A 20,223-nucleotide genomic window follows, 5' to 3' on the forward strand; every position below is an offset into this window, starting at 1 on the left:
TCATCAATGAGTAGGACGGATATTTTCTTGGTCATGATCGGAAGTTTGGTGGATGTATGTTTGGAAACTCTTGAGGTAGTCGACCAGTTGTTTGGCTGTATGGATCGCTTCATTGCGTTGATCGGCCTTGGCATTTTGCTCTACCTGCTTGGCCAGTTCTATTCCGGTAGAGAGTCCCAGACTGCTCATAGAGCTGATGACCAGATGTCCTCGATCTGCCAAGGTCTCCAGATGGGCATTCTTGATCGCAGTGTTCAGGATGGCCATATCCTCGGGTAGTCTCCTTTTCGAGATCTCGAGCATCTGTTCCACGAACTCCGGTCCTTCATTCTCATGCAGTATAGAGATACATTCCTCGAATGAATCTTTCGAAGATTCTGTTTGAAAGGATTCATTAGTCCCTTTGGCAGCTGCTTGGCCTTCTTGATCGGGCAGATGTGAGAGTATAGTCTCGATCAAGGTCTGTTCATTATACGGTTTCACGATATAGTCCACCATCCCAGCCTCTATGCACCTGTCACGTTCCACATTGAGAGAGTGCGCAGAACAGGCGATGATAGGTATATCCATATCGAGTTCTTTTAGAATGAATTCGGTGGCCTGCACCCCGTTCAATTCAGGCATTTGAAGATCCATAATGATCAGGTCGAAGGATTGCTTCTCGACCTGTTCCACGGCTTCGCGACCATTGTTGGCTATCACGAATGTGGCTCCATTCTTTCGTAGGTAATTACCACAGAGCAATTGGTTATGCTCATTGTCCTCTGCGATCAATACATGCACGCCTGCCAGGCTGTTGCCGTGGCTTTTTGAACCATTATAGGTCTCTGTGGACTGCAACTGCTTTGCATCGGGTATCCGACAGGGTAATTCTACGACAAAGGTGCTTCCAGAGCCCAAGGTGCTATTGACAGTGATATCTCCCCCAAGAAGTTCAGTGAGTTTGCTGACAATGCTCAACCCGAGTCCGGTGCCCCCATATTTGCGCGTGGTAGATTCATCTGCTTGGGTGAATCGGTCGAAGATGCTATCCAGTTTACCGCTTTCGATCCCGATACCGGTATCTGATACCTCCAGAACGATGTTGGATATATCACCCTCCCTGGATTGCTGAACCACGCTTACATGTACACGACCTTCAGAAGTGAATTTGATGGCATTGGCCAGCAGATTGCTCAGGATCTGGGTCAATCGTGTCTCATCACTTAGCACCAGTTCCGGAATATCCGCATCGAAACTATAGAGAAGTTTCAGGCCTTTCTCTTTGGCCCTGACCTGAAAGAGTTGAGTGGTCTGTTCCACTATGGATTGTAGGTCCACAGGGCGATACTCGATGTCCAGATTGTTGCTTTCGATCTTGGAGATATCCAAGATGTCATTCAGGATATTGAGTAGATTCTTAGAGGCTTTGGAGATGATCTCCACATGTCTGCTCTGTTCGCGATCCAGTTCAGAATTCTTCAAGAGATCGTTGAATCCGATGATGGCATTCATCGGAGTGCGTATCTCATGGCTCATACTCGATAGGAATTCATCTTTGACCATCGATAAGCGCTCTACTTCCTGCTTTTCTCTGCGGAGTTGAATGAGACGAACTACCGTGCGACTGAGAGAGCGAAGAATCTCTTTTTCTTCATCAGAAAGTTCCTTGGGTTTCCGGTCGATCGCACACAGGGTTCCCAGACTATAGCCTTCCTCGTCAGTCAATGGTGCTCCAGCATAGAATCGGATACTGGGATCCTCTGTGACCAATGGATTCTGATCGAATCGAGGGTCTTCCATAGCATTGGTCACTTCGAAGAGCTCGTCTTCCATGATAGCGTACTGACAGAAGGAGATATCGCGGTGGGTCTCCTCAGCATCCAGTCCTACTTTGGATTTGAACCACTGACGGTCTTTGTCGACCAAGCTGACCAACACGATGGGTACATCCAATATCTGTGAGGCCATTCGCGTGATATCATCGAATGCGGCCTCGGGAGAAGTATCCAGAATATTGTAATAATGGAGCTTATTGAGGCGCTCGCCCTCATTCGGTGGTAGTGGTAGTTTCATGGAATACCTTATTAAAGTATGCTCCTGTATACGGAGGTCACTCGCTGTGGGTTCTGGTATTCTGTACCAAAACCTGTTCAAGTCTGAATTCCACTCGATTCTCGGTATGGTATCAAGCTCGGACTTCTAAGCCCAAGGTGATCAGTAGTGTTCCGAAAATTCTACTTCACAAACTGAATGAGAGCTCGCTCCGTGCGTCTAATATAGGTACTCGGAACGCGATCAGATACCCGCAGACCTCACTTTATTCACCTTAATGAGTAGAGAACGCAGCGCATCCATCTGTAACATGGTAGCACTATCGCTTCCTGCAGTCGCAGGATCGGGATGGGTCTCGATGAATAGTCCGTCTGCTCCTGTGGCTACGGCACTCAAAGCCAAGGTACCGATCATGCTAGGGTCGCCTCCGGTGGTGCCTTGGGTGCGGTTGGGTTTCTGGGTGGCATGTGTACAATCCATGATCACCTTGGATTGTAGCTCTTTGAGACGGGCAATGGCTGTTGCATCCACTATGAGTTCGTTATATCCGAAGGTGGTCCCTCTCTCCGTCAACCAGACCTGATGGTTTCCTGTGCTCTCTACTTTTTCCTTTGGAAATCGCATAGCCTCTGGACTGAGGAATTGTCCCTTTTTGATATTGACCACTTTTCCAGTCCTTCCTGCTGCCAGTAGAAGTTCGGTCTGACGGCAGAGGAAAGCTGGAATCTGCAATACATCCACATATTCAGCAGCCAAGTCGGCTTCGTGACTCTCGTGGATATCTGTAAGGGTCTTCAAATCCAATTCTTTCCCGACACGGGCCAGTATCTTGAGCGCATCTTCATCACCGATACCCATCTTGCTGTCAATGCTGGTGCGATTGGCCTTTTTGAAGCTGCCCTTGAAGACATATTCCATATCCAGCTCTGCACAGAGCTCCTTGACATAGGTGGCTATGTGGAGTGCTACCTCTTCATCTTCGATCAGACAAGGTCCGGCAATCAGTGTGAATGGTCTCATAATCTTCTTCTTTCTAGTGTCTCGAGCTGTTTTAAGAGCGCTCTTTTCTCGTTTACTTCCGAGCCTTCTGGCCCAGATATCCGCTGTGGTGTCGGAGTCCGTATTGATCCTTGGTGAATCCGATCCTCTTCATCAAGGCCACCACCAGTAGATCTCCGATGACCGTCATGACCGTAGTGGAAGTGGTAGGAGTGAGGCCGAGTGGGCAGATCTCTTCTGTGGGTCCGGTCAGCAAGTTAACATCACCCGCATCGGCCAGAGGGGAATCCGGATTGCGAGTGATGGTGATGATTTCCATATCGCCATGTAGGTTGGTCACTTGCTCGATCAACTCCAGGATCTCACGCGTCTTTCCAGAATTGGAGATCAACAGGAGTACATCCTGTTTCTTGACCAGACCAAGGTCGCCATGCTGCGCTTCCAAAGGTTTGAGGAAATAGGCCGGAGTGCCTGTAGAACAGAGCGTGTTTGCGATCTTGGTCCCGACTTCACCCGCCTTTCCTACGCCAGAAACGATCACTGTTCCATCCCCTTCATGCACCGAGCGATGAATGAGATTGACAGCGGCCTGTAGCATCCCGTCCATGGGGATATTCCTCAAGGCTTCTATTTCCTTTTCGATCAGTGCTCTAAGTTCTTTTTCTTCCACGGTAGTGAGATAGGAGCACAAATGTAACTTGCCGACCTAAATTGCAGGGAAAATGAGCAAGAAGCACGTAGTAGCGACCATTGGCGTAGGGCACTATGAGACCCAGATGAGAACGAGGGACCATGAACTCATATCGGATGAACCTATCGATGCCGGGGGAGGTGATCTGGGACCAAGTCCTTCCGAGTATCTCTGCATGGCCCTTGGAGCCTGTAAGACCATCACTATGCGTATGTATGCTGACCGCAAGGGCTGGCCCTTAGAATCAGCCGAGGTCCATGTCGATCACGAACGGATCAATGCAGATTCGATCGAAGAAGAAGGATATCAGGGCCTTGTGTCTGTATTTACCGTAAGTTATGAGTTGAAAGGGGCCTTGGATGATACACAACAGAAGCGATTGATGGCGATTGCTGATAGATGTCCTGTCCATCGTACCCTATCCAATGGTTCCTTGATCAGGCATTCAGCCTAACAGGCATCATCACTTGATGATCAACTCCTCCATGGCGCTTTCTGTTCCACAGCTCAGTTTCAGTCTGTATGTGCCTGCGGGTAGGTAATTCACACCATTCTCTCCTTGTTCTGGAAGAGCTTGACCCTTTTTCCTCAATTCCTTGGTCAGAACCTCAACGGCATCATCGGCAATACTCATGTCGTAGATCACAGATTGCAAGCCTTGTCCTTCAGGAATAGATAAGCTGTTCAGGGTCTTCCCTTTCTCGCTTTCAATATCTAGAGTGCAGTTCTCTGTAGAAGTCTCATAGAAGAAGATGTCCAGCTCGGGTTCGTTGACTCCGAACCATTTGCTCCAGGCGGCTTTCCCCCATCTGTCAGCTCCTGTGACGGTGTCGAGTGCAAAGAGGTGGAGGTCTCTGTCCAGTCCTTTCAATTCCCGCAGCTTTTCTATATCCGCACGATAGATGCTGCGACCATGAGTGCCTATCACCAAGTCGTTCTCTCTTTTTTGGATGACCATGTCATGCACCGGCACATGAGGTAGTCCACTCATCATGGCCTGGAAGCTCTTACCGCCATCCATACTCGTGTAGAGTCCATGGTCGGTCCCTACATAGATGAGGTCTTCATCCATAGGGTCTTCGAGAATGACATTGACCGGCTCTTTTGGAAGATCCTCGCCTATTCTGTTCCAGGTCTTTCCTTGATCATCTGAGCGGTAGACATAGGCATCCATGTGATCCTGTCTATAGCCATTCAGACTGACATAGAGGCGGTCCTTATTGTGATGGGAGGCACACACTCGGGTGACCCAAAGTGAATCTACCAGACCCTGGCCGATATCTATCCATTCTGCACCTCCATCTGAGCTGAGGTGTACCCGTCCATCATCACTTCCTACCACGATGAGTCCGAATTGAAGCGGGCTCTCATGGATGCTCGTCAAGGTACCAAAGGGTACGTTTCCTTCCTTTCCACCATAGGTGAGGTCGGGACTGATGGTCTCGAAATTCTCAGCTCTATCCAAGGAACGATGTACCTTATTGGACCCCATATACAGTATATCCGGGTTATGGGTACTGAGATGGATCGGGGTCTGCCAATTCCATCGGAGCGGTTTCTCACCCAAATCATGTTCAGGGTGGAAATAGAGGGGCTTCTCACGGAACTGTAGTCTGTAGTAGTGACCGAATTGATATCCGGTGTAAACGGCACCATCTGCACCTGGTTCTACTTCGATCTGCATACCGTCTCCGCCCATCAGTTGTTCATAGGGATAGTTGCCGGTCTGCAGCCATTGGGCAGAAGCCTCATAGTCATGCGGGCCTTTCCATACCCCATTGTCCTGTAGGCCACCATACACGATATACTCCTCTTCATTATCGACCTGTACGGTATAGAATTGACCCACTGCTGGGGAATTGCAATTCACATAGTGTGCTCCGTTGTCATAGCTGATATTGAGCCCACCGTCATTCCCGTTGATCAAATGGCCGGGTCGCTCTGGGTCGAGCCAGAGGGCGTGATGATCGGCATGTACATTCTCGGGATTGATGTTCTTCCAAGTGGCTCCACCATCAGAGGAGAACAAAAGCGGAACTCCTCCGATATAGACCCAATCTCCATCCCCGGGTTGGATATGGATCATCCCGAAATAATATCCGTAGCTGTAGACCAGATCATCCAAATATCCTTCATGGGTCCGGTTCCAAGTGCCTTGGTCGAAATTGTATCGATAGACTTCAGCACCGATCACAGGAGTGTCAAAAAGGTCTGTATTGGCATCCGATAGGTAGTCATAGAGTGCTCGAGGTGCAATTTCCCCATCGATGATCTGCTGGCGAATGAGTTCATAGGTGTATTTCTCTGGGAATTTATTGTCCTTCAAGAAGTCTACTACCTCCTCTTGGTCAAGGGCCATGAACTCTTCGATGGTCATATCCTCAAAAGCAGATCTATCCAAGGCTGCGGAATCATCATCCTCTTCTGAAGGTCTTCTGTCCTGATTATCGTGGGTGGCATAGAGATAGGTCATGCCATCGGCTGAAGTGACATCCAAGCCTATCCTCCCTACAGTTTCTCCTTGCGGAAAACCGCTCTCTGTACCAGAAAGGTGTGACCAATTCTGTCCTCCATCCACGCTCTCATAGATTCCACTTAGTCGTCCGTTGCCTCTGAAATCCCATGCTTCACGATGCCTGTCCCAGAGAGCTGCGTATAGTTTATCCGGGTCATCGGGGTGAAGAGCAAGATCCACCGCTCCTACATCTAGATCCAGCACGTGGGACCACTTTTCTCCAGAATCCGAGGACATAAAGACACCTCTTTGTCCACCATCGGAGTACAAGGGTCCGAGGGCAGCTACCCATACCTTGTTGCCATCCTCCGGGTGTACGATGATCTTCCCTATATGGTGAGAATCAGCTAGTCCTACATGCTGCCAGGATGCGCCATGGTCCGAGCTGCGAAATACCCCCAGACCACTATAGGATGATCGGCTACTATTGACTTCTCCGGTCCCCACCCAAATAGTGGTATCCTTCCAATCCACTCCGATGGCTCCGATGGTCATGACAGCTTGGTCATCGAACAGCGGCTCGAAGGAGTGGCCATTGTTACGCGTCTCCCATAGACCTCCAGAAGCATATGCGACAAAGAAATGTGTGGGGTCTGCTGGATTCACGGCCAGGTCGACCACCCGTCCACTCATCACAGTGGGGCCTACAGAGACGAAAGAGATTCCTTTGAGAGTACTGGACTCGATCAGGGATTGGCGCTTATCTGCCTCTCGGAGGCGCAGGTCGCCTTCTGTAGGCTCTACTTGGCCGGTCGATGTGGTCAGGATTAAAAGGGTCAGCAGAGTGAGGATCGGTCTAATCATAGTAGAAAGAAAGAAAAAACCCAGACGCGATGGTCTGGGTCTTCCTCATTTCTTGTGCGAAGTGCTTACTTGGCGGCAACACGCTTTATACTGCAACCGATGGGTTTGGTCTCTTGGACCTTGATTTTCTCGCCTCTGACCATAGCGGTCATGGCAGTCTTCAGATAAGCTGCATCCACCTCTTTGCGTCTATCCACATTGTCATCGATCGCGCCTTGGTAGACGAGTTCCATATCGCTGTTGAATAGGAATACATGTGGGGTGGTCTTAGCACCGAAGGCATCGGCAAGTACATGATCTTGATCGAGCACATAGTGGCTGATAAAAGCTTTCTCCTTGGCTCTCTCTACCATGTCCTCAAAAGAGTCTCCCTTAGTACGTTTAGCTTCGTTTGAATTCACCAGGACCGAACCCACTTGGAGTTCTTTGGCCATTTTGGCGAGTTCATTGTAGCGATTCTCCCATCCTTCGCTCTTGGATCCGTTTCCAATGACGAATGGACAGGTGTTGCATGAGAAGATCACTAGAAGGCCATTGTCTTGAGCGATCTTTTCCAGGTTGAGTTGTTTTCCAGAGACATCTTTCAGGGCCAGGTCGGTCTTGGGTGCTTTAGAACCGATTTTGAGATTGGATGACTCGCTGCTCGGTGTGAATGCCAGTGTGCATGAGAGCAAAGTGACGATAAGGATATTGAATTTCATAGTGATGAATTTTTTTCAAAGCTCACACATAAAACGTACCGATCTCCATGAATTCCGTAATCGGTCTAAAAAAAGTGTAAGAATCGATGAATCAGGGTCCAACGCAGATGGATGATGGATTTTTATAGCCGGAATGAAACCTCTATGTAGGACTCTGCGTATCAGCACAGAGGTAGATAAACGCGGAAAGTGATGTTGGAGTATTACAAGTTGATGTTGGTACGTGCAGGAGAAGACCGTAGGGAATTCCAGAAAGAACTAAGAAAGGCCTTGGCCGATCTCGAGGATCCAGAAGCCATAGCTTCACTCAAAGAATGGTATAAGAACCGTTTACGACCCACCTGATCAGGCGGGGATCACTTCATATTCAAAACTGACCCGGTCATCGAATCCCAAGGGATAGGCGTGATGTTTCCGGTCCCCTTTGACCATCAGATGGAAGGCAGAACTCTGCCCCACCATACCCCTATCCACAGAGATGATCACGATATTATTGGTCTGCCACTTCGTGTGATGGCACTTGTACTGTAATTCAGAATCTTCAGGATCGGCTGCAGTGATGATGAACTCCAATTGATCGCCAACCCGTAAGGTATGGTCGGTCTTGACCTTGCGGACATCTCCCGGGTTCCAACTATTGCCGAGATTATCCCTGACCGATTCTATACGCGCATATACCCCGCCCATCTCGGATTTGGATCTCCAAGTCGCTATGCGATTGCGTATCTCACCTGAAATACCCAGCAAGAGGTGTTTCTGATGTACGAAGAGCTCTCTTCTTCTGCTATCAGGATCCCGGTAATCGCTGATGATCCGTAGATACACGTCCAGGATCTGCTTGTCTTCGAACAACTCATGAAAGCCGTTCTCCCAATAGTTATCGAGGATGGTGCGGATATCATCCATGCTGGCATATTGGATGAGTTTCTCCTCTCCTTTTATGGCATTGGGGCCATGGGTCTCAGGAATCTTCTTCTCTTCCCATCGCTTGATCATCTTCTTGACCTTAGGAAGCTTCTTGTACCATTCTTCACCATGTTCTGTTGACATGATGGTATGGATGAATTCTCTCAGACTGTTCTCGGCATCATGGATCTGTCGGGTGATCTCCATAGTCGGTGGTGGTCTTTTGCGGCCTAGGTAAAGGTATATCTTTGATGGAGATGAGTCCAGATGAAAGATCCTTTGAGGCGTTGGGAGTGACCCGTCAATTCATCAATGCCATGGATGATATGGGCTATGGTCCTCCTACGGATATCCAATGGCAAGCTTTGCCACGTATGCGATCCGGGCAGGATCTCATCGGAGTGGCCCAGACCGGGACCGGAAAAACGGCAGCCTTTGTCCTTCCTATGCTCATGCGATTGAAATTTGCTCAAGGCGATGCACCTAGAGCGGTCATTCTAGAACCCACCAAGGAATTGGTGATTCAGACCAGTAGGCATGTGCAGATGTTGGCCAAGTATACCGATCTGCGATGTGCGGCCCTGTATGGAGGATCAGGGACCCATCAACAACGAGAAGACCTGCGTAGCGGTCAGGACATCATTGTAGCCACTCCAGGTAGACTGATGGATTTCTATCTGAAAGGTGATTTGATCCTCAAGAAATTACAGGTACTGGTGCTCGATGAGGCCGATCGGATGATGGATATGGGCTTCATGCATCAATTGCGCAGTATCCTAGAAGTCATTCCGGTCAAGCGACAGAACCTGCTATTCTCTGCCACTTTCAATGAACGTGTGGAAGAGTTGTCCCATGAATTCTTGGAATTCCCTACCAAGGTAGAGGTCACTCCATCGGCCACTCCCGCAGAGACAATTGATCAATACCTGGTGGAACTGCCCAATTTCAAAAGCAAACTGGCGTATCTCGAGGGATTGTTGGCAAAAGAAGAATTTGACCGGGTGATCGTCTTCTGCCGCACCAAGGATCGAGCAGATCGTGTGCACCGCTTCTTGGATCGCAAGGTCGAAGGTGGGGTCAAGGTCATTCATTCGAACAAGGGTCAGAACACACGTATAAACGCCTTCAAAGACTTTCAAGACGGAACCTTACGGGTGCTCGTAGCCACAGATGTGAGTGCGCGAGGAATCGATGTGGCCAATGTGAGTCATGTGGTCAACTTCGACATTCCACGGATGCGCGAGGATTATACCCATCGGATAGGTCGCACGGGACGAGCATTGAATCAAGGGGAGGCCATCAGTCTGATGGATCCAAGTGAGGTCTATTTCGTGAATCAGATCGAAGAACTCATAGGAGGACGGATCGAGAGAATCCCATTACCGGATGACTTCCAAGAAGAAGAATTCTTACCCGGTGAGAAAAAGGAGCTTGCTAGAGAGCTGGATCGTCAAAAGCAGAAATTGAACCCTGACTATAAAGGAGCCTTTCACGAGAGGAAGAAAAAATCCAAGAAAAAGCTACGCAAAAGGCGCTAGCTCATCAGATGTCATGTCCGCAGTACTTGCAGAACTTGGCGTCATCATCATGACCTTCCAGTGAGCAGCCCGGGCAGGCTTTGGTATTGCTGCGCTGCAACCTACGGGATTCATTGGCCATCTCAGCACTGACAATACCGGTAGGAACAGCAATGATGGAATATCCCAGGATCATGATCACCGATGCGAAAATCTTTCCCAAAACGGTGGTAGGTGCAATGTCTCCATAGCCCACTGTCGTCAATGTCACAATGGACCAGTAGATACTTTGAGGAATACTAGTGAAGCCGGATTCTGGTGGCTCCAATAGATACATGATCGTACCCATGATCATGACCAGACTCACCACAGTCACGAAGAACACGAAGATCTTATGACGGCTCGCTTGCAGGGACCTGGCCAGCAGGCTGGCCTCTTTGAGGAATTTGACCAGTTTGAGAACACGGAATATCCGCAATAGCCTCAATGTACGTATGACCATCAAGGATTGTGCTCCACCAAGGAATACAGCTAGATATGTAGGCAAGGTGCTCAACAGATCCACCATCCCAAAAAAGGAGAAGATGTACTTGCGCGGATGCTCTACACTGATGATACGAGCGATATACTCGATGGTGAAGAAAATGGTCACGATCCATTCTATGACCGTAAAAACAGTTCCGAACCTGGTCTGAAGATCGGAAACACTCTCCAGCATGACCGTGATCACCGAAATGATGATCAACCAGAATAGGATGACATCGAAATGTTTACCTAGTGGAGTGTCCGCCTCGAAGATGATCTTGCGGACCTTCTTGCGCCAAGTGGGCCAATTACTATAATGGTTCTCTAAGCCCATTGATTTTCCAATGTTACAGAAATATGACAATCCAAGACCAATGGCGTCCACCCTAGAACCTAACTTTGATGTTCAATTACTGTAGAATCATGCTAGGACTTCAAATGCCCACAGACCCGAGATGGGCCGAATTGGTACAAGGAAATATCGCTGAAATCCTCACAGATCACGCGTGGTGTGAGCAGAAGGCGGCCACCAATGCGATAAGCATCATTGTCAAGAATCCCGGCAAGACCGATCTGGTCAACGAGCTTACGATCATTGCTCAGGAGGAGATAGAGCATTTTCAGATGGTCCATCAGAAGATCCAAGAAAGAGGATTCACACTAGGAGCCGAGCGTAAGGATGAATATGTCAGGGATCTATCCAGATTCATCAAGCAGGGCGGTACACCTCAAGAACAGCTCGTGGCCAATCTACTCTTCTCGGCCATGATCGAAGCCCGCAGTTGCGAGCGCTTCCGCATGTTGTCAGAGCGCCTAGAGGATGAAGATCTATGTGAATTCTATCGGGAGCTTATGATCTCCGAGGCCAATCACTATACGGTGTTCCTCGGTTTTGCGCGGAAATATGGCGGGCGTGAGAAGACGGATGTGCTGTGGAATGAATTCTTGGAGTACGAGGCCGGACTCATGGAGAAATACGGCAAGAAAGAGACTATGCACGGCTAATCCAAGGGGCGCGGATTGAAGATCAAGTAACCGAAATTGAGGATCCACGACCAGGGTTCCTCACGCTGGTCGTAATAGTTGACACTGAAACTCACCGGGCCTACCGGACTGTGGAACACGGCACTTCCCGAACCGATATAGAATCGTTTCAAGAAATCATCGGAATAACGGGGAGCCAGATCCTCATCTGCTTGTATCTCATTCTGCGGTTGGAAGATGTAGTTCTCTAATCGGAGGTCTATCGAACCGGTGAGTTCATAGACCAATTTGACACCGGCTGCGGCAAAAACATGCGCTCTGAACTCGTCTTGGAACAAGGTCCTGCTCTCTGGGATAGGCTGGAAATAGGGTGCGTTGAGAAGGGTCGCCTTCTGATTGGCAAAGAAATCCTGGGTGCTGTATACCCCATCCATCTGTAGTCCGATATCCAATTTGCCTATCGTCTTGAAATAGTTCTCATAGCTCAACCTCACCATATACCAGTCATGCTCCTTGCGTATCCTCTCAGAGAAGATACCTGTAGAACCGGGTGTGGTGACCTCACGCCCATCGATATAACTCGCTTTCAGATAGAAGTGCGTCCCTTCATTGGGATATAGTTTCCTGTTGAGGGTATTTCGTTCGTACGTGAGACCTGCCGTGATATATTCGAATAGGGTCACATCGGCCGTATCCACATTGGTGAAATCGCTGGTCTGGTAGTACTGATCCTCGTCATAGCTATAGGTAACATCAGCTATGAGTTTTGATCGATTGCTCAGCGGTCTGCCTATCTCCAGCGATAGTGTTCGCTCATTCTCCAGGATGAAAGAAGGTCGCGTCTCCTGGAAGAAGGTGGCGAAGCTCTCGAAGTAGTCCCACTGAGACAGCACTCCGGTCACAGAGAGGAAATAGGGATTGCGGCCTGGTAGATCGATCCGCCCTCGCCCGAGCAGCGAATTATAGAATTTCCCGAAATAGGAATTGGCATAGAAGGTCTTGGGAGTGGAGCCAAGGAGATTATAGCGCAGACCCACGAATCCCGTGTTCACAGGTCTAGAGGAGAAGTTCCCTCCGAAATCGATGAACAGCCGTTTCTCCTTCTCGATGTTCAATGTGAGGTCATATCGCTCGGTATCCTTATTGAATCGAATAGAAGGGTAGACATAGTTGATCTTGTCATCTCCGAATATCCGGTAGTAGAGAGGCTTCATCTCCTCTAAGGTCACAGGGCGATGCTCTGAATCCAATCGAAGCACTTTCCGGAAGTACCTTTCTGTGGGTTCGGAGATCCCCTCCATCTTCACTTCACCCAGACGATATTCTTCTGCCTCTCCGGTAAAGATCTCCCTATCAAGATCCCGATCGTGTTTCTCATACCTCCGATCCACAATCCCGGTGATGCTATCCATGAGGGTCTTGGTCTCTTCATAGCCCTGGAGAATGGCTTTCTCCGCTGATCGGAAATCCAATGTGCTCACACCTGTATTGGGCCGGATGATGATCCCTTCAGCACAGGGTAGTATCTCACTGCCGCGATTGACGATCATATTCTCGATCTGGGAGAAAAGGTCATCCACATCCGGTGGGGGAGTCTCCAGCGATACACTGCTACCGATGATCACATCTGGCATGAACTCCTCATACATGACATCCAGAGGGAAGTTGTTATACAGACCACCATCGAAGAGCAACCGGCCATCCAACGAAAGGGGTTTGAAATAAAAAGGGAAGGTGCTGCTCGCTCTCAATGCCTTGTGCAATTCTCCTTCGCTGAATACGACCTGCTCTTTCTTGACGATGTCTGCAGCGACACAACGGAATGGGATCATGAGCTCATCAAAATCGTAATCAGCAATTGCGATGCTTTTAGAAACAGACTCGAGCATGCGCATATCCACCTGTACCGGAGAGACCACATAGGAAGGAATGGTGCGAAGAAGCACCGTGTCTGGGTCTATCTTCATGTTCACCATAGAGGCATCCGGGCTCTCTTTCTTGAAATAGTAGGTGTACTGCTCATCCAGTTTGCCGGTGATGCTATTCATGAATTCATCGGAGGTGAAGTACTCCTTCATTTCATCTGTGGTCATTCCAGCAGCGTACAGGCCTCCGATGATGGCCCCCATGGAACTCCCTGCTATATAGTCGATAGGGATGTCGTTCTCCTCGAGTGCTTGGATCACTCCGATGTGTGCCAGTCCACTCGCCCCACCACCGCTGAGCACCAGCCCGACCCTTTCTTGAGCAGAGAACTGCACAGAGCCGAGTAGAGCGATCAAGAAGACGATATGGTGGATAGGTCGTAGCAAGTATTCTTGAACAGCGGTCAAAGGTATGAAGTGCCCCCACATTCCATAACGTCATACTTCGGTATGGGACACGGTTTCTATCCATGATGAAAAGGATAGCTTTGTGCTTCCAAATCTGGAACAAGCATGGTGAGACCAGCCCTCCTCAAAGGCACTCGGGATTTTCTCCCGCATCAGATAGCCAAGCGCGAATTCATCTTCGACACGATTGCCCATGTCTATCGGAAGTTCGGGTTTCAACCCATAGAGACCCCCGCAATGGAGCGGAGTGAGACGCTGATGGGAAAGTACGGGGAAGAAGGTGATCGTCTGATATTCAGGCTTTTGAATAACGGGGATTTCATGGCCGATGTAGATAGGAACGCTTCTTCTACAGAACTCGCCTCACAGATTTCCAAGCGGGCACTGAGGTATGACCTCACCGTACCATTCGCCCGATTCGTCTCGCAACACAGAAGTGAATTGACCTTCCCATTCAAGAGATATCAGATCCAACCCGTATGGCGTGCCGATCGACCACAAAAAGGCAGATATCAGGAATTCTATCAATGCGATGCAGATGTGGTGGGCAGCAATAGCCTGCTGCACGAGGTGGAGTTCATACTGATATTCGATGAGGCGCTTGCTTCACTCGGGCTGAATCAAGTGACCATCCATTTGAACAATAGAAAGGTCCTCACAGGAATAGCCGAGGTAGCTGGATGTGCCGACTCATTCTCCGACATGGCCATAGTCTTGGACAAGTTAGATAAGATAGGTCTGGAGCGGGTAGAGCAGGAATGGGCAGAAAGAGGGATAAGCGCAGAAAGCGTAGAGGTGCTGGGGAATTTTTTCAAGGACTCCATCGAGATAGGTGCGCTGGAAGATGATTTGAAGAGCAGCGAGATTGGTAGTCAAGGGGTGAAAGAGCTCGCTGAGGTCATGCAGATGGTCGAGCGATCAGGTCCACTTCATGCCGAACTTCGCTTGAATCTCACTCTGGCCAGAGGTCTGGATTACTACACTGGAGCCATATTCGAAGTGACCACAGATGATCACGCGATAGGCAGCATATGTGGAGGAGGTCGATACGATGACCTCACAGGTACTTTCGGTCTATCGGACATGTCGGGAATCGGAGTCTCCTTCGGAGCGGATCGTATCTATGATGTACTCGAAGCTACCGCAGCTTGGCCTGAGGCTTTGGGATTTACTACTCAGGTGATGTTCGTCAACTTCGGTGAGGCAGAGGCTACTCATTGTATGGGCCTACTCAGGGATTTGCGTGGCAAAGGAATTTCATCTGAACTCTATCCGAGTGCGGCCAAGATGAAGAAGCAGATGAAATATGCTGACGACAAAGGAATTCCGTATGTCTGTCTGGTCGGGTCAGAAGAAATGAACTCAAATACCATCACAGTGAAATCCATGGCAGATGGATCTCAAGAAACGATGGACCTAGAAGGCCTGATAGCTCGATTGGATAAGGGAGGTGACTCATAAAAAACCCCCCGAGGACCCAATTTCAGTAGAGGTAGAAAGGAGTATAGAGAGTGGGCCTCCGAGGGGAAAGTCTTAAGGAAAGATCGCTGCCTAGAGATTGCATATATCTTCTCGGCTTCGCTTACGAATGTATCCGAACACCTTGTTACTCAAGGATATCAATGTGCCTAATTATCCAAATATTGTGTTGATAAAGGGAATTATATGCAATACAGTTTGTCCGCTGAATGTGTTCAAATAGCTGAAATACAGGTATTTAGGATTTCATCAGACATGTTTCCTACCGGAGGGTACACTTTTTCATCAGATGCTGGGTATAGATACATTTGAGCCATTATTGCACCATATGAGGTATTTCCTTTCTCTCTTTCTAGTCTTCGGCCTGTCATCGCAGGCCCAGGTATTCTTTCAAGAATCCTTTGAATCCACCACGGGTTGGAGCCTGAGTCATATCTATGACGATGGCAATGATGACTATTGCAAAAGGGATAGTGCAGTCGCCTTTGACGAACTCGGCTATACGCTCTTCGGTCAAGAAGGCATCTTTGTCATTGGTGCTGAGGATACAGATGGTGAACTAGGGGTCGCACCAGAGGATGGGGTCATTACCCTGACACTGGATCCTATAGATATCTCCGGGCAGAATGACCTAGAACTAGTGGTCACACTGTCGTGTAATTCCGATGATGAAGCCTACGATGACCGGTCTCAGGACAACGGGGATTATCTGGATTTCCAAGCCAATATAGATGGATCGGGATGGCAGACTATTGGCCAGTTCAATAGCCGTGCAGGAGGAAGCGCAATATCTACTCTGTATCAGGATATGGATATGGATGGCGATGGAGGAGAATTGGGAGAAGTGGCCATCGGAAATGCCATGACGGACTATATCATGTCCATCGCAGGCACAGGGTCTTCACTTCAGATACGGGCGCTATTGAAAATGGACGGTGCCGATGAGGTCATCGTAATAGATGACATACGAATCAAAGAGAGCGAAGGGGATGTGATTCCCCCAACGGTCTATTCTGCCGAAGTGATCGATGCCAATACCTTGCAAGTAGTCTTCAATGAGACCTTGGGTTCCAATGCCGAACAGACTTTCCTTTATTCCGGTGTGCCGAATCTGGATCAGGTGACCCTGCAGGCCGATCAGCAGACGGTCATATTGGATTACTCTTCAGATTTCGAACTGGGCGAAGCCTATCAGCTGATCGTATTCGGAGTGCAGGATGCTGCAGGGAACGCCATGCAAGGCACGTACAGCTTTCCGTTCTACTGGAATCCGACCACCCCTGAATTGGTCATCACCGAGTTGATGTACAACGACCCTTCCGTGGAGGACACTCTGGAGTTCATCGAGATATACAACCACGGAAGCACGGAAGCCATCGTAGGTGGATTCAGACTCGAAGGAGCGGTGAATCACACATTGGCATCGGTCACCGTACCATCGGGTGGATTCTACCTGGTAGCACGCAATGCTCTGGCTGCCGAAGCCTTCTATGCACTGTCCTTTGAGGACTATGGAGGGCAGCTCAGTGATAATAGCGAGTTCATTCAGTTGGTCAATGTGGATGGGGTCATCCTGGATTCTTTGACCTATGATGACAATGTGCCTTGGCCCAGTGCAGGGGATGGATTCGGCCCGAGTATCGAACTGATAGACCCTGACCTGGAGAATAGTATCGGTAGCAATTGGATCGCCTCTGACAATGGCCTCGGCTTCATCAATGGACTTCCACTTTCGGCTACTCCAGGCACTCTTCCGGGAGAATTCCTTCCCGTGGTGCAGTTGAGCAATGTGGATATTGAGGTGAACGAGGTGGACGGTGTCATCGAGATAGAATTCTACATCTCCGGGTCGAATTCCAACCAATCAGTAGTGGAAGTCGAATATATTGTCGGAACCGCAACATCTCCCGAAGACCATGGCTCCAATACGATCTCCACAGTGACCCTTCCTGCCAACTCAGATGGTCTAGAGGTCATTGCTTTTCCGTTGGTCAATGACTCGGATATAGAAGGGGTAGAGTACTTCCGCTTGGGAATCTCCGCTGTGAGCAACTGTCAGATCGGACTCAATGACGAGATCGAGATCATCATTACGGATGATGATTACGTCAGTCCTGCACTGGTGATCAATGAATTGCAATCGGACAATACGAGTACCGTACAGGATGCGAATGGTGGATTCGATGATTGGTTCGAGATCTACAATCCGAATGATTTCCAAGTGGATCTTGCGGGGTACTATGTGAGTGATGACCCATTGAATCCGACCAAGGATCGACTAGCGGTGGGCACAGATGAGACCATCATCGGACCATTCGGCTTCAAGCTCATCTGGGCGGATGAAGAAGGAGAGCAAGGTCCCCTACATGTCAATTTCAAACTGAGTGCTGCTGGCGAGGATATCTTGCTCAGTGCTCCGGATGCAAGCCTATTGGATGCCATTGATTTCGGACCTATCGTGACGGACAGATCCTTTGGAAGATTCTGTGACGGTGAGGATCTTTGGACCACTTTCGATGCGCCTAGTCCTGGCTATGGGAATTGTGTGAATGGTCTACCTGAGCTCCAGCAAGGACCTCTCATCTATCCTAATCCTGCTGAAGAATTCCTGTACATAGGTAGACCACAGAACTTCGAGATCCTCAATTCTGAGGGTAGGATAATAGACAGAGGGAATGCTGACATGATCGATGTTCGTTATCTGCCTGCTGGCCTCTATCTACTTCGTATGGAAGGATCGCGTCCTCAGCGATTCATCAAGAAATAAAAAGACCCTACCACTCATGGAAGGGTCTCAAGATCTTGAATCGGTCTTCGATCAATGCTTGATGATCTCATCCGAGAGGAGCACTCGACCTTGTGCGCTTAGTCTATAGGTATAAACGCCACTCGCTAGATCGGTCACATCCAAAGTATTCAGAGCTTCTTGTAGGTTCTTATTCAGAACAAATCTTCCATCGATATCGAACAGCTCGAAAGTCAATGAGTTCGATTTCAACACGTTGAAATCATCGATCTGGATCTGGATCAGCTCGGTGGTCGGATTCGGGAACACCTGAAGGCCAGCCTCCAGACCGAGCTCGTCTACCGATACAACACCGGTGCCTTCCGTGATCTCCATTTGCTGATTCACTGCCACATCAAAGAAATTGTCCACCTCACCGCTCGGCCAGCTCACACTTACCTGATCGATGGTCTCATTGGACCCCAGACCGAAATGCTGTATCAGACTGTTCTGGATACCATAACTCTCTCCCGCCTTCACATCACGTATCTGCACTCCCCAGGGTCCATAGATGCTCACACGTGCACCGATTCCGTTGATATTGCTCTCAACTCCGGTCAGCGATACTTTGAACCAGTTGTTGGTGTTGCCATTGTTAAGGAACATACGGTCCTCCCACATCTCATTCCCCCAGCCACCGTATCCGTTGGCAGTGATGTATAGGTCGATGAATCCGTCATTATTCAAGTCTCCCAATGCATAGCTATTGACCGGATAGTCACCGAAAAGGTCATCGTAGGTCTCGAATGTCCCATCACCGTTGTTGAGAGCTAAGGTGTGACTTCCATTACCCATCGCAAGTAGATCGATGAATCCATCGTTGTTGAAATCCATCCAAGTGCTTTGTATCACGAGAAATGGGAAATTGGATTCCAAGTCGGCTTCAGAGGTCATTTCTGTGAAGAAGCCATTTCCATCATTGACCAAGAAATCACTGAAGTCATCGTGGTTCCCTACAAATAGATCCAAGTCACCGTCATTATCATAATCTCCAAAATCAGCCGACCAGGACTGAGCTCCGATATCTACTCCTCGCGCTACTCCATCACTGGTCCAGGTGCCATCACCGTTGTTCAAGAATAGTTGATTGATCCTGCGAGGGTCGGTGTTGTCTGTAACTCCTTGTCTGCACTTGGCCAGATAGAGGTCGCAGTATCCGTTATTATCCACATCCATGAATACTGAGCCATAATTCCCTGAGTTGTCTGAGGGGTCATCAGTCTCAGGTACAAGGCCGCTAGCTGTTTCAGATAGGTTGCCCGAGCCATCATTGGTCAAGATCTGGCTGATATCGTTGTCATCACAGATGAAGATGTCTATCTCACCATCGTTATCGATGTCCAAGGCGCTCATTCCTTGTACGTAGATATCTCCGTCCAATTCAATATCGGCCGTGTAGTTCGTTGCATCCTCATCAGCTTTGAAGATGTAGACTCCATTGTAGAATCCTCCCGTGATCAAGTCGTTCTGACCGTTCTCATCCACATCAGAGACACACAGCCCCCATGCATCTGCAGAGCCGGTACCGGATACGTCCATTGTACCCAATGTCTGTGAAACGAAATCCAGACCGGGAGCCTGTTGAATAGCGACATACACTGTCTGCTCAGCATTTCCTGGGCTGCCAGAGGATTGCATGCGGATAATATCATCCTTGCCGTCACCGTTCATATCCACCACACCTATGGCATGGTCACTCACGGTGGCGGATGGTAGCAGGTCAGAGGCATCGGTGAAACTCACTTCTTGAGCACTCAGTATGAATGGGAAAGTGAAGTATATACAGATGGATAGGAATTTCTTCATGGTGCTGTTGATTTCTTAAAGCGGGACAAGTATAGCCCAGATAGAGCTGTATAACTTCAAATTACATATCAATATCGGTCAGCTATAGCAAAGCTGAATCAATGCTGAGCTATGCCATAAGAGATAGGGTCAAGATGTCTTGCA

Annotated in this window: 15 protein-coding genes; 6 read left to right on the forward strand and 9 right to left on the reverse strand. The window is 48.9% G+C overall.

From position 1 onward, the window contains the following. Window positions 1-3: 3 nt before the first annotated feature. The 3 genes from HKN79_01040 to HKN79_01050 form a co-directional block, all read right to left on the reverse strand. Window positions 4-2,055 (reverse strand): response regulator, encoded by a 2,052-nt coding sequence (locus tag HKN79_01040; GenBank protein ID NNC82136.1) that lies wholly within the window; start codon window positions 2,053-2,055, stop codon window positions 4-6. A gap of 222 nt (window positions 2,056-2,277) precedes the next feature. Next, window positions 2,278-3,054 (reverse strand): 3-deoxy-8-phosphooctulonate synthase, encoded by a 777-nt coding sequence (gene kdsA / locus HKN79_01045; protein ID NNC82137.1) that lies wholly within the window; start codon window positions 3,052-3,054, stop codon window positions 2,278-2,280. Window positions 3,055-3,106: 52 nt separating this feature from the next. Beyond that, complete coding sequence (locus HKN79_01050) at window positions 3,107-3,703, reverse strand: SIS domain-containing protein (protein NNC82138.1); 597 nt, start codon at window positions 3,701-3,703, stop codon at window positions 3,107-3,109. Window positions 3,704-3,755: 52 nt separating this feature from the next. On the opposite strand from HKN79_01050, the gene HKN79_01055 reads away from it, so the two are divergent. Then, window positions 3,756-4,178, forward strand: a complete 423-nt coding sequence (locus HKN79_01055; protein ID NNC82139.1) for an OsmC family protein — start codon at window positions 3,756-3,758, stop codon at window positions 4,176-4,178. Window positions 4,179-4,187: 9 nt separating this feature from the next. Here HKN79_01055 and HKN79_01060 read toward each other — a convergent pair whose 3' ends face one another. Together HKN79_01060 and HKN79_01065 are read right to left on the reverse strand one after the other, a co-directional pair. Beyond that, window positions 4,188-7,043: a glycosyl hydrolase gene (locus HKN79_01060; protein ID NNC82140.1), complete on the reverse strand. Its 2,856-nt coding sequence runs from the start codon at window positions 7,041-7,043 to the stop codon at window positions 4,188-4,190. A 65-nt stretch (window positions 7,044-7,108) separates the two neighbouring features. Next, on the reverse strand, window positions 7,109-7,744 hold the full coding sequence (locus HKN79_01065) for a thioredoxin family protein (GenBank protein ID NNC82141.1): 636 nt from the start codon (window positions 7,742-7,744) through the stop codon (window positions 7,109-7,111). A gap of 192 nt (window positions 7,745-7,936) precedes the next feature. Here HKN79_01065 and HKN79_01070 point away from each other — a divergent pair, with 192 nt between their 5' ends. Then, window positions 7,937-8,089, forward strand: coding sequence for a hypothetical protein (locus HKN79_01070; protein NNC82142.1), 153 nt, complete (start codon window positions 7,937-7,939; stop codon window positions 8,087-8,089). Here the strand turns inward: HKN79_01070 and HKN79_01075 are convergent, their stop codons facing one another. Continuing rightward, entirely contained in the window at window positions 8,090-8,857 is a 768-nt protein-coding gene (locus HKN79_01075) for a hypothetical protein (protein NNC82143.1), read from the reverse strand. 50 nt (window positions 8,858-8,907) lie between these two features. Between HKN79_01075 and HKN79_01080 the strand changes: the two genes are divergently transcribed. Beyond that, window positions 8,908-10,188 carry a DEAD/DEAH box helicase gene (locus HKN79_01080; protein ID NNC82144.1) on the forward strand — a complete coding sequence of 427 codons (1,281 nt, stop codon included), beginning with the start codon at window positions 8,908-8,910 and terminating at the stop codon, window positions 10,186-10,188. A 4-nt stretch (window positions 10,189-10,192) separates the two neighbouring features. Here HKN79_01080 and HKN79_01085 read toward each other — a convergent pair whose 3' ends face one another. Continuing rightward, window positions 10,193-11,026, reverse strand: a complete 834-nt coding sequence (locus HKN79_01085; GenBank protein NNC82145.1) for an ion transporter — start codon at window positions 11,024-11,026, stop codon at window positions 10,193-10,195. Between the two features lie 89 nt (window positions 11,027-11,115). Between HKN79_01085 and HKN79_01090 the strand changes: the two genes are divergently transcribed. Beyond that, a complete protein-coding gene (locus HKN79_01090; GenBank protein NNC82146.1) occupies window positions 11,116-11,697 on the forward strand; it encodes a tRNA-(ms[2]io[6]A)-hydroxylase in 582 nt (193 codons plus the stop codon). Here the strand turns inward: HKN79_01090 and HKN79_01095 are convergent. Further along, on the reverse strand, window positions 11,694-13,988 hold the full coding sequence (locus HKN79_01095; GenBank protein NNC82147.1) for a hypothetical protein: 2,295 nt from the start codon (window positions 13,986-13,988) through the stop codon (window positions 11,694-11,696). The two genes, HKN79_01090 and HKN79_01095, sit on opposite strands and share 4 nt — an antisense overlap. A 126-nt stretch (window positions 13,989-14,114) precedes the next feature. Between HKN79_01095 and HKN79_01100 the strand changes: the two genes are divergently transcribed. Further along, a complete protein-coding gene (locus HKN79_01100) occupies window positions 14,115-15,470 on the forward strand; it encodes a histidine--tRNA ligase (GenBank protein NNC82148.1) in 1,356 nt (451 codons plus the stop codon). Between the two features lie 346 nt (window positions 15,471-15,816). Then, entirely contained in the window at window positions 15,817-18,255 is a 2,439-nt protein-coding gene (locus HKN79_01105) for a hypothetical protein (protein ID NNC82149.1), read from the forward strand. 51 nt (window positions 18,256-18,306) lie between these two features. Here the strand turns inward: HKN79_01105 and HKN79_01110 are convergent, their stop codons facing one another. Further along, the gene (locus tag HKN79_01110; protein NNC82150.1) at window positions 18,307-20,079 is read right to left on the reverse strand and encodes a T9SS type A sorting domain-containing protein; all 1,773 of its coding nucleotides are present in this window, start codon (window positions 20,077-20,079) and stop codon (window positions 18,307-18,309) included. Between the last annotated feature and the right edge of the window lie 144 nt (window positions 20,080-20,223).

The organism is Flavobacteriales bacterium, assembly GCA_013001705.1.
In the GTDB taxonomy this organism is placed as follows: Bacteria; Bacteroidota; Bacteroidia; order Flavobacteriales_D; family JABDKJ01; genus JABDLZ01.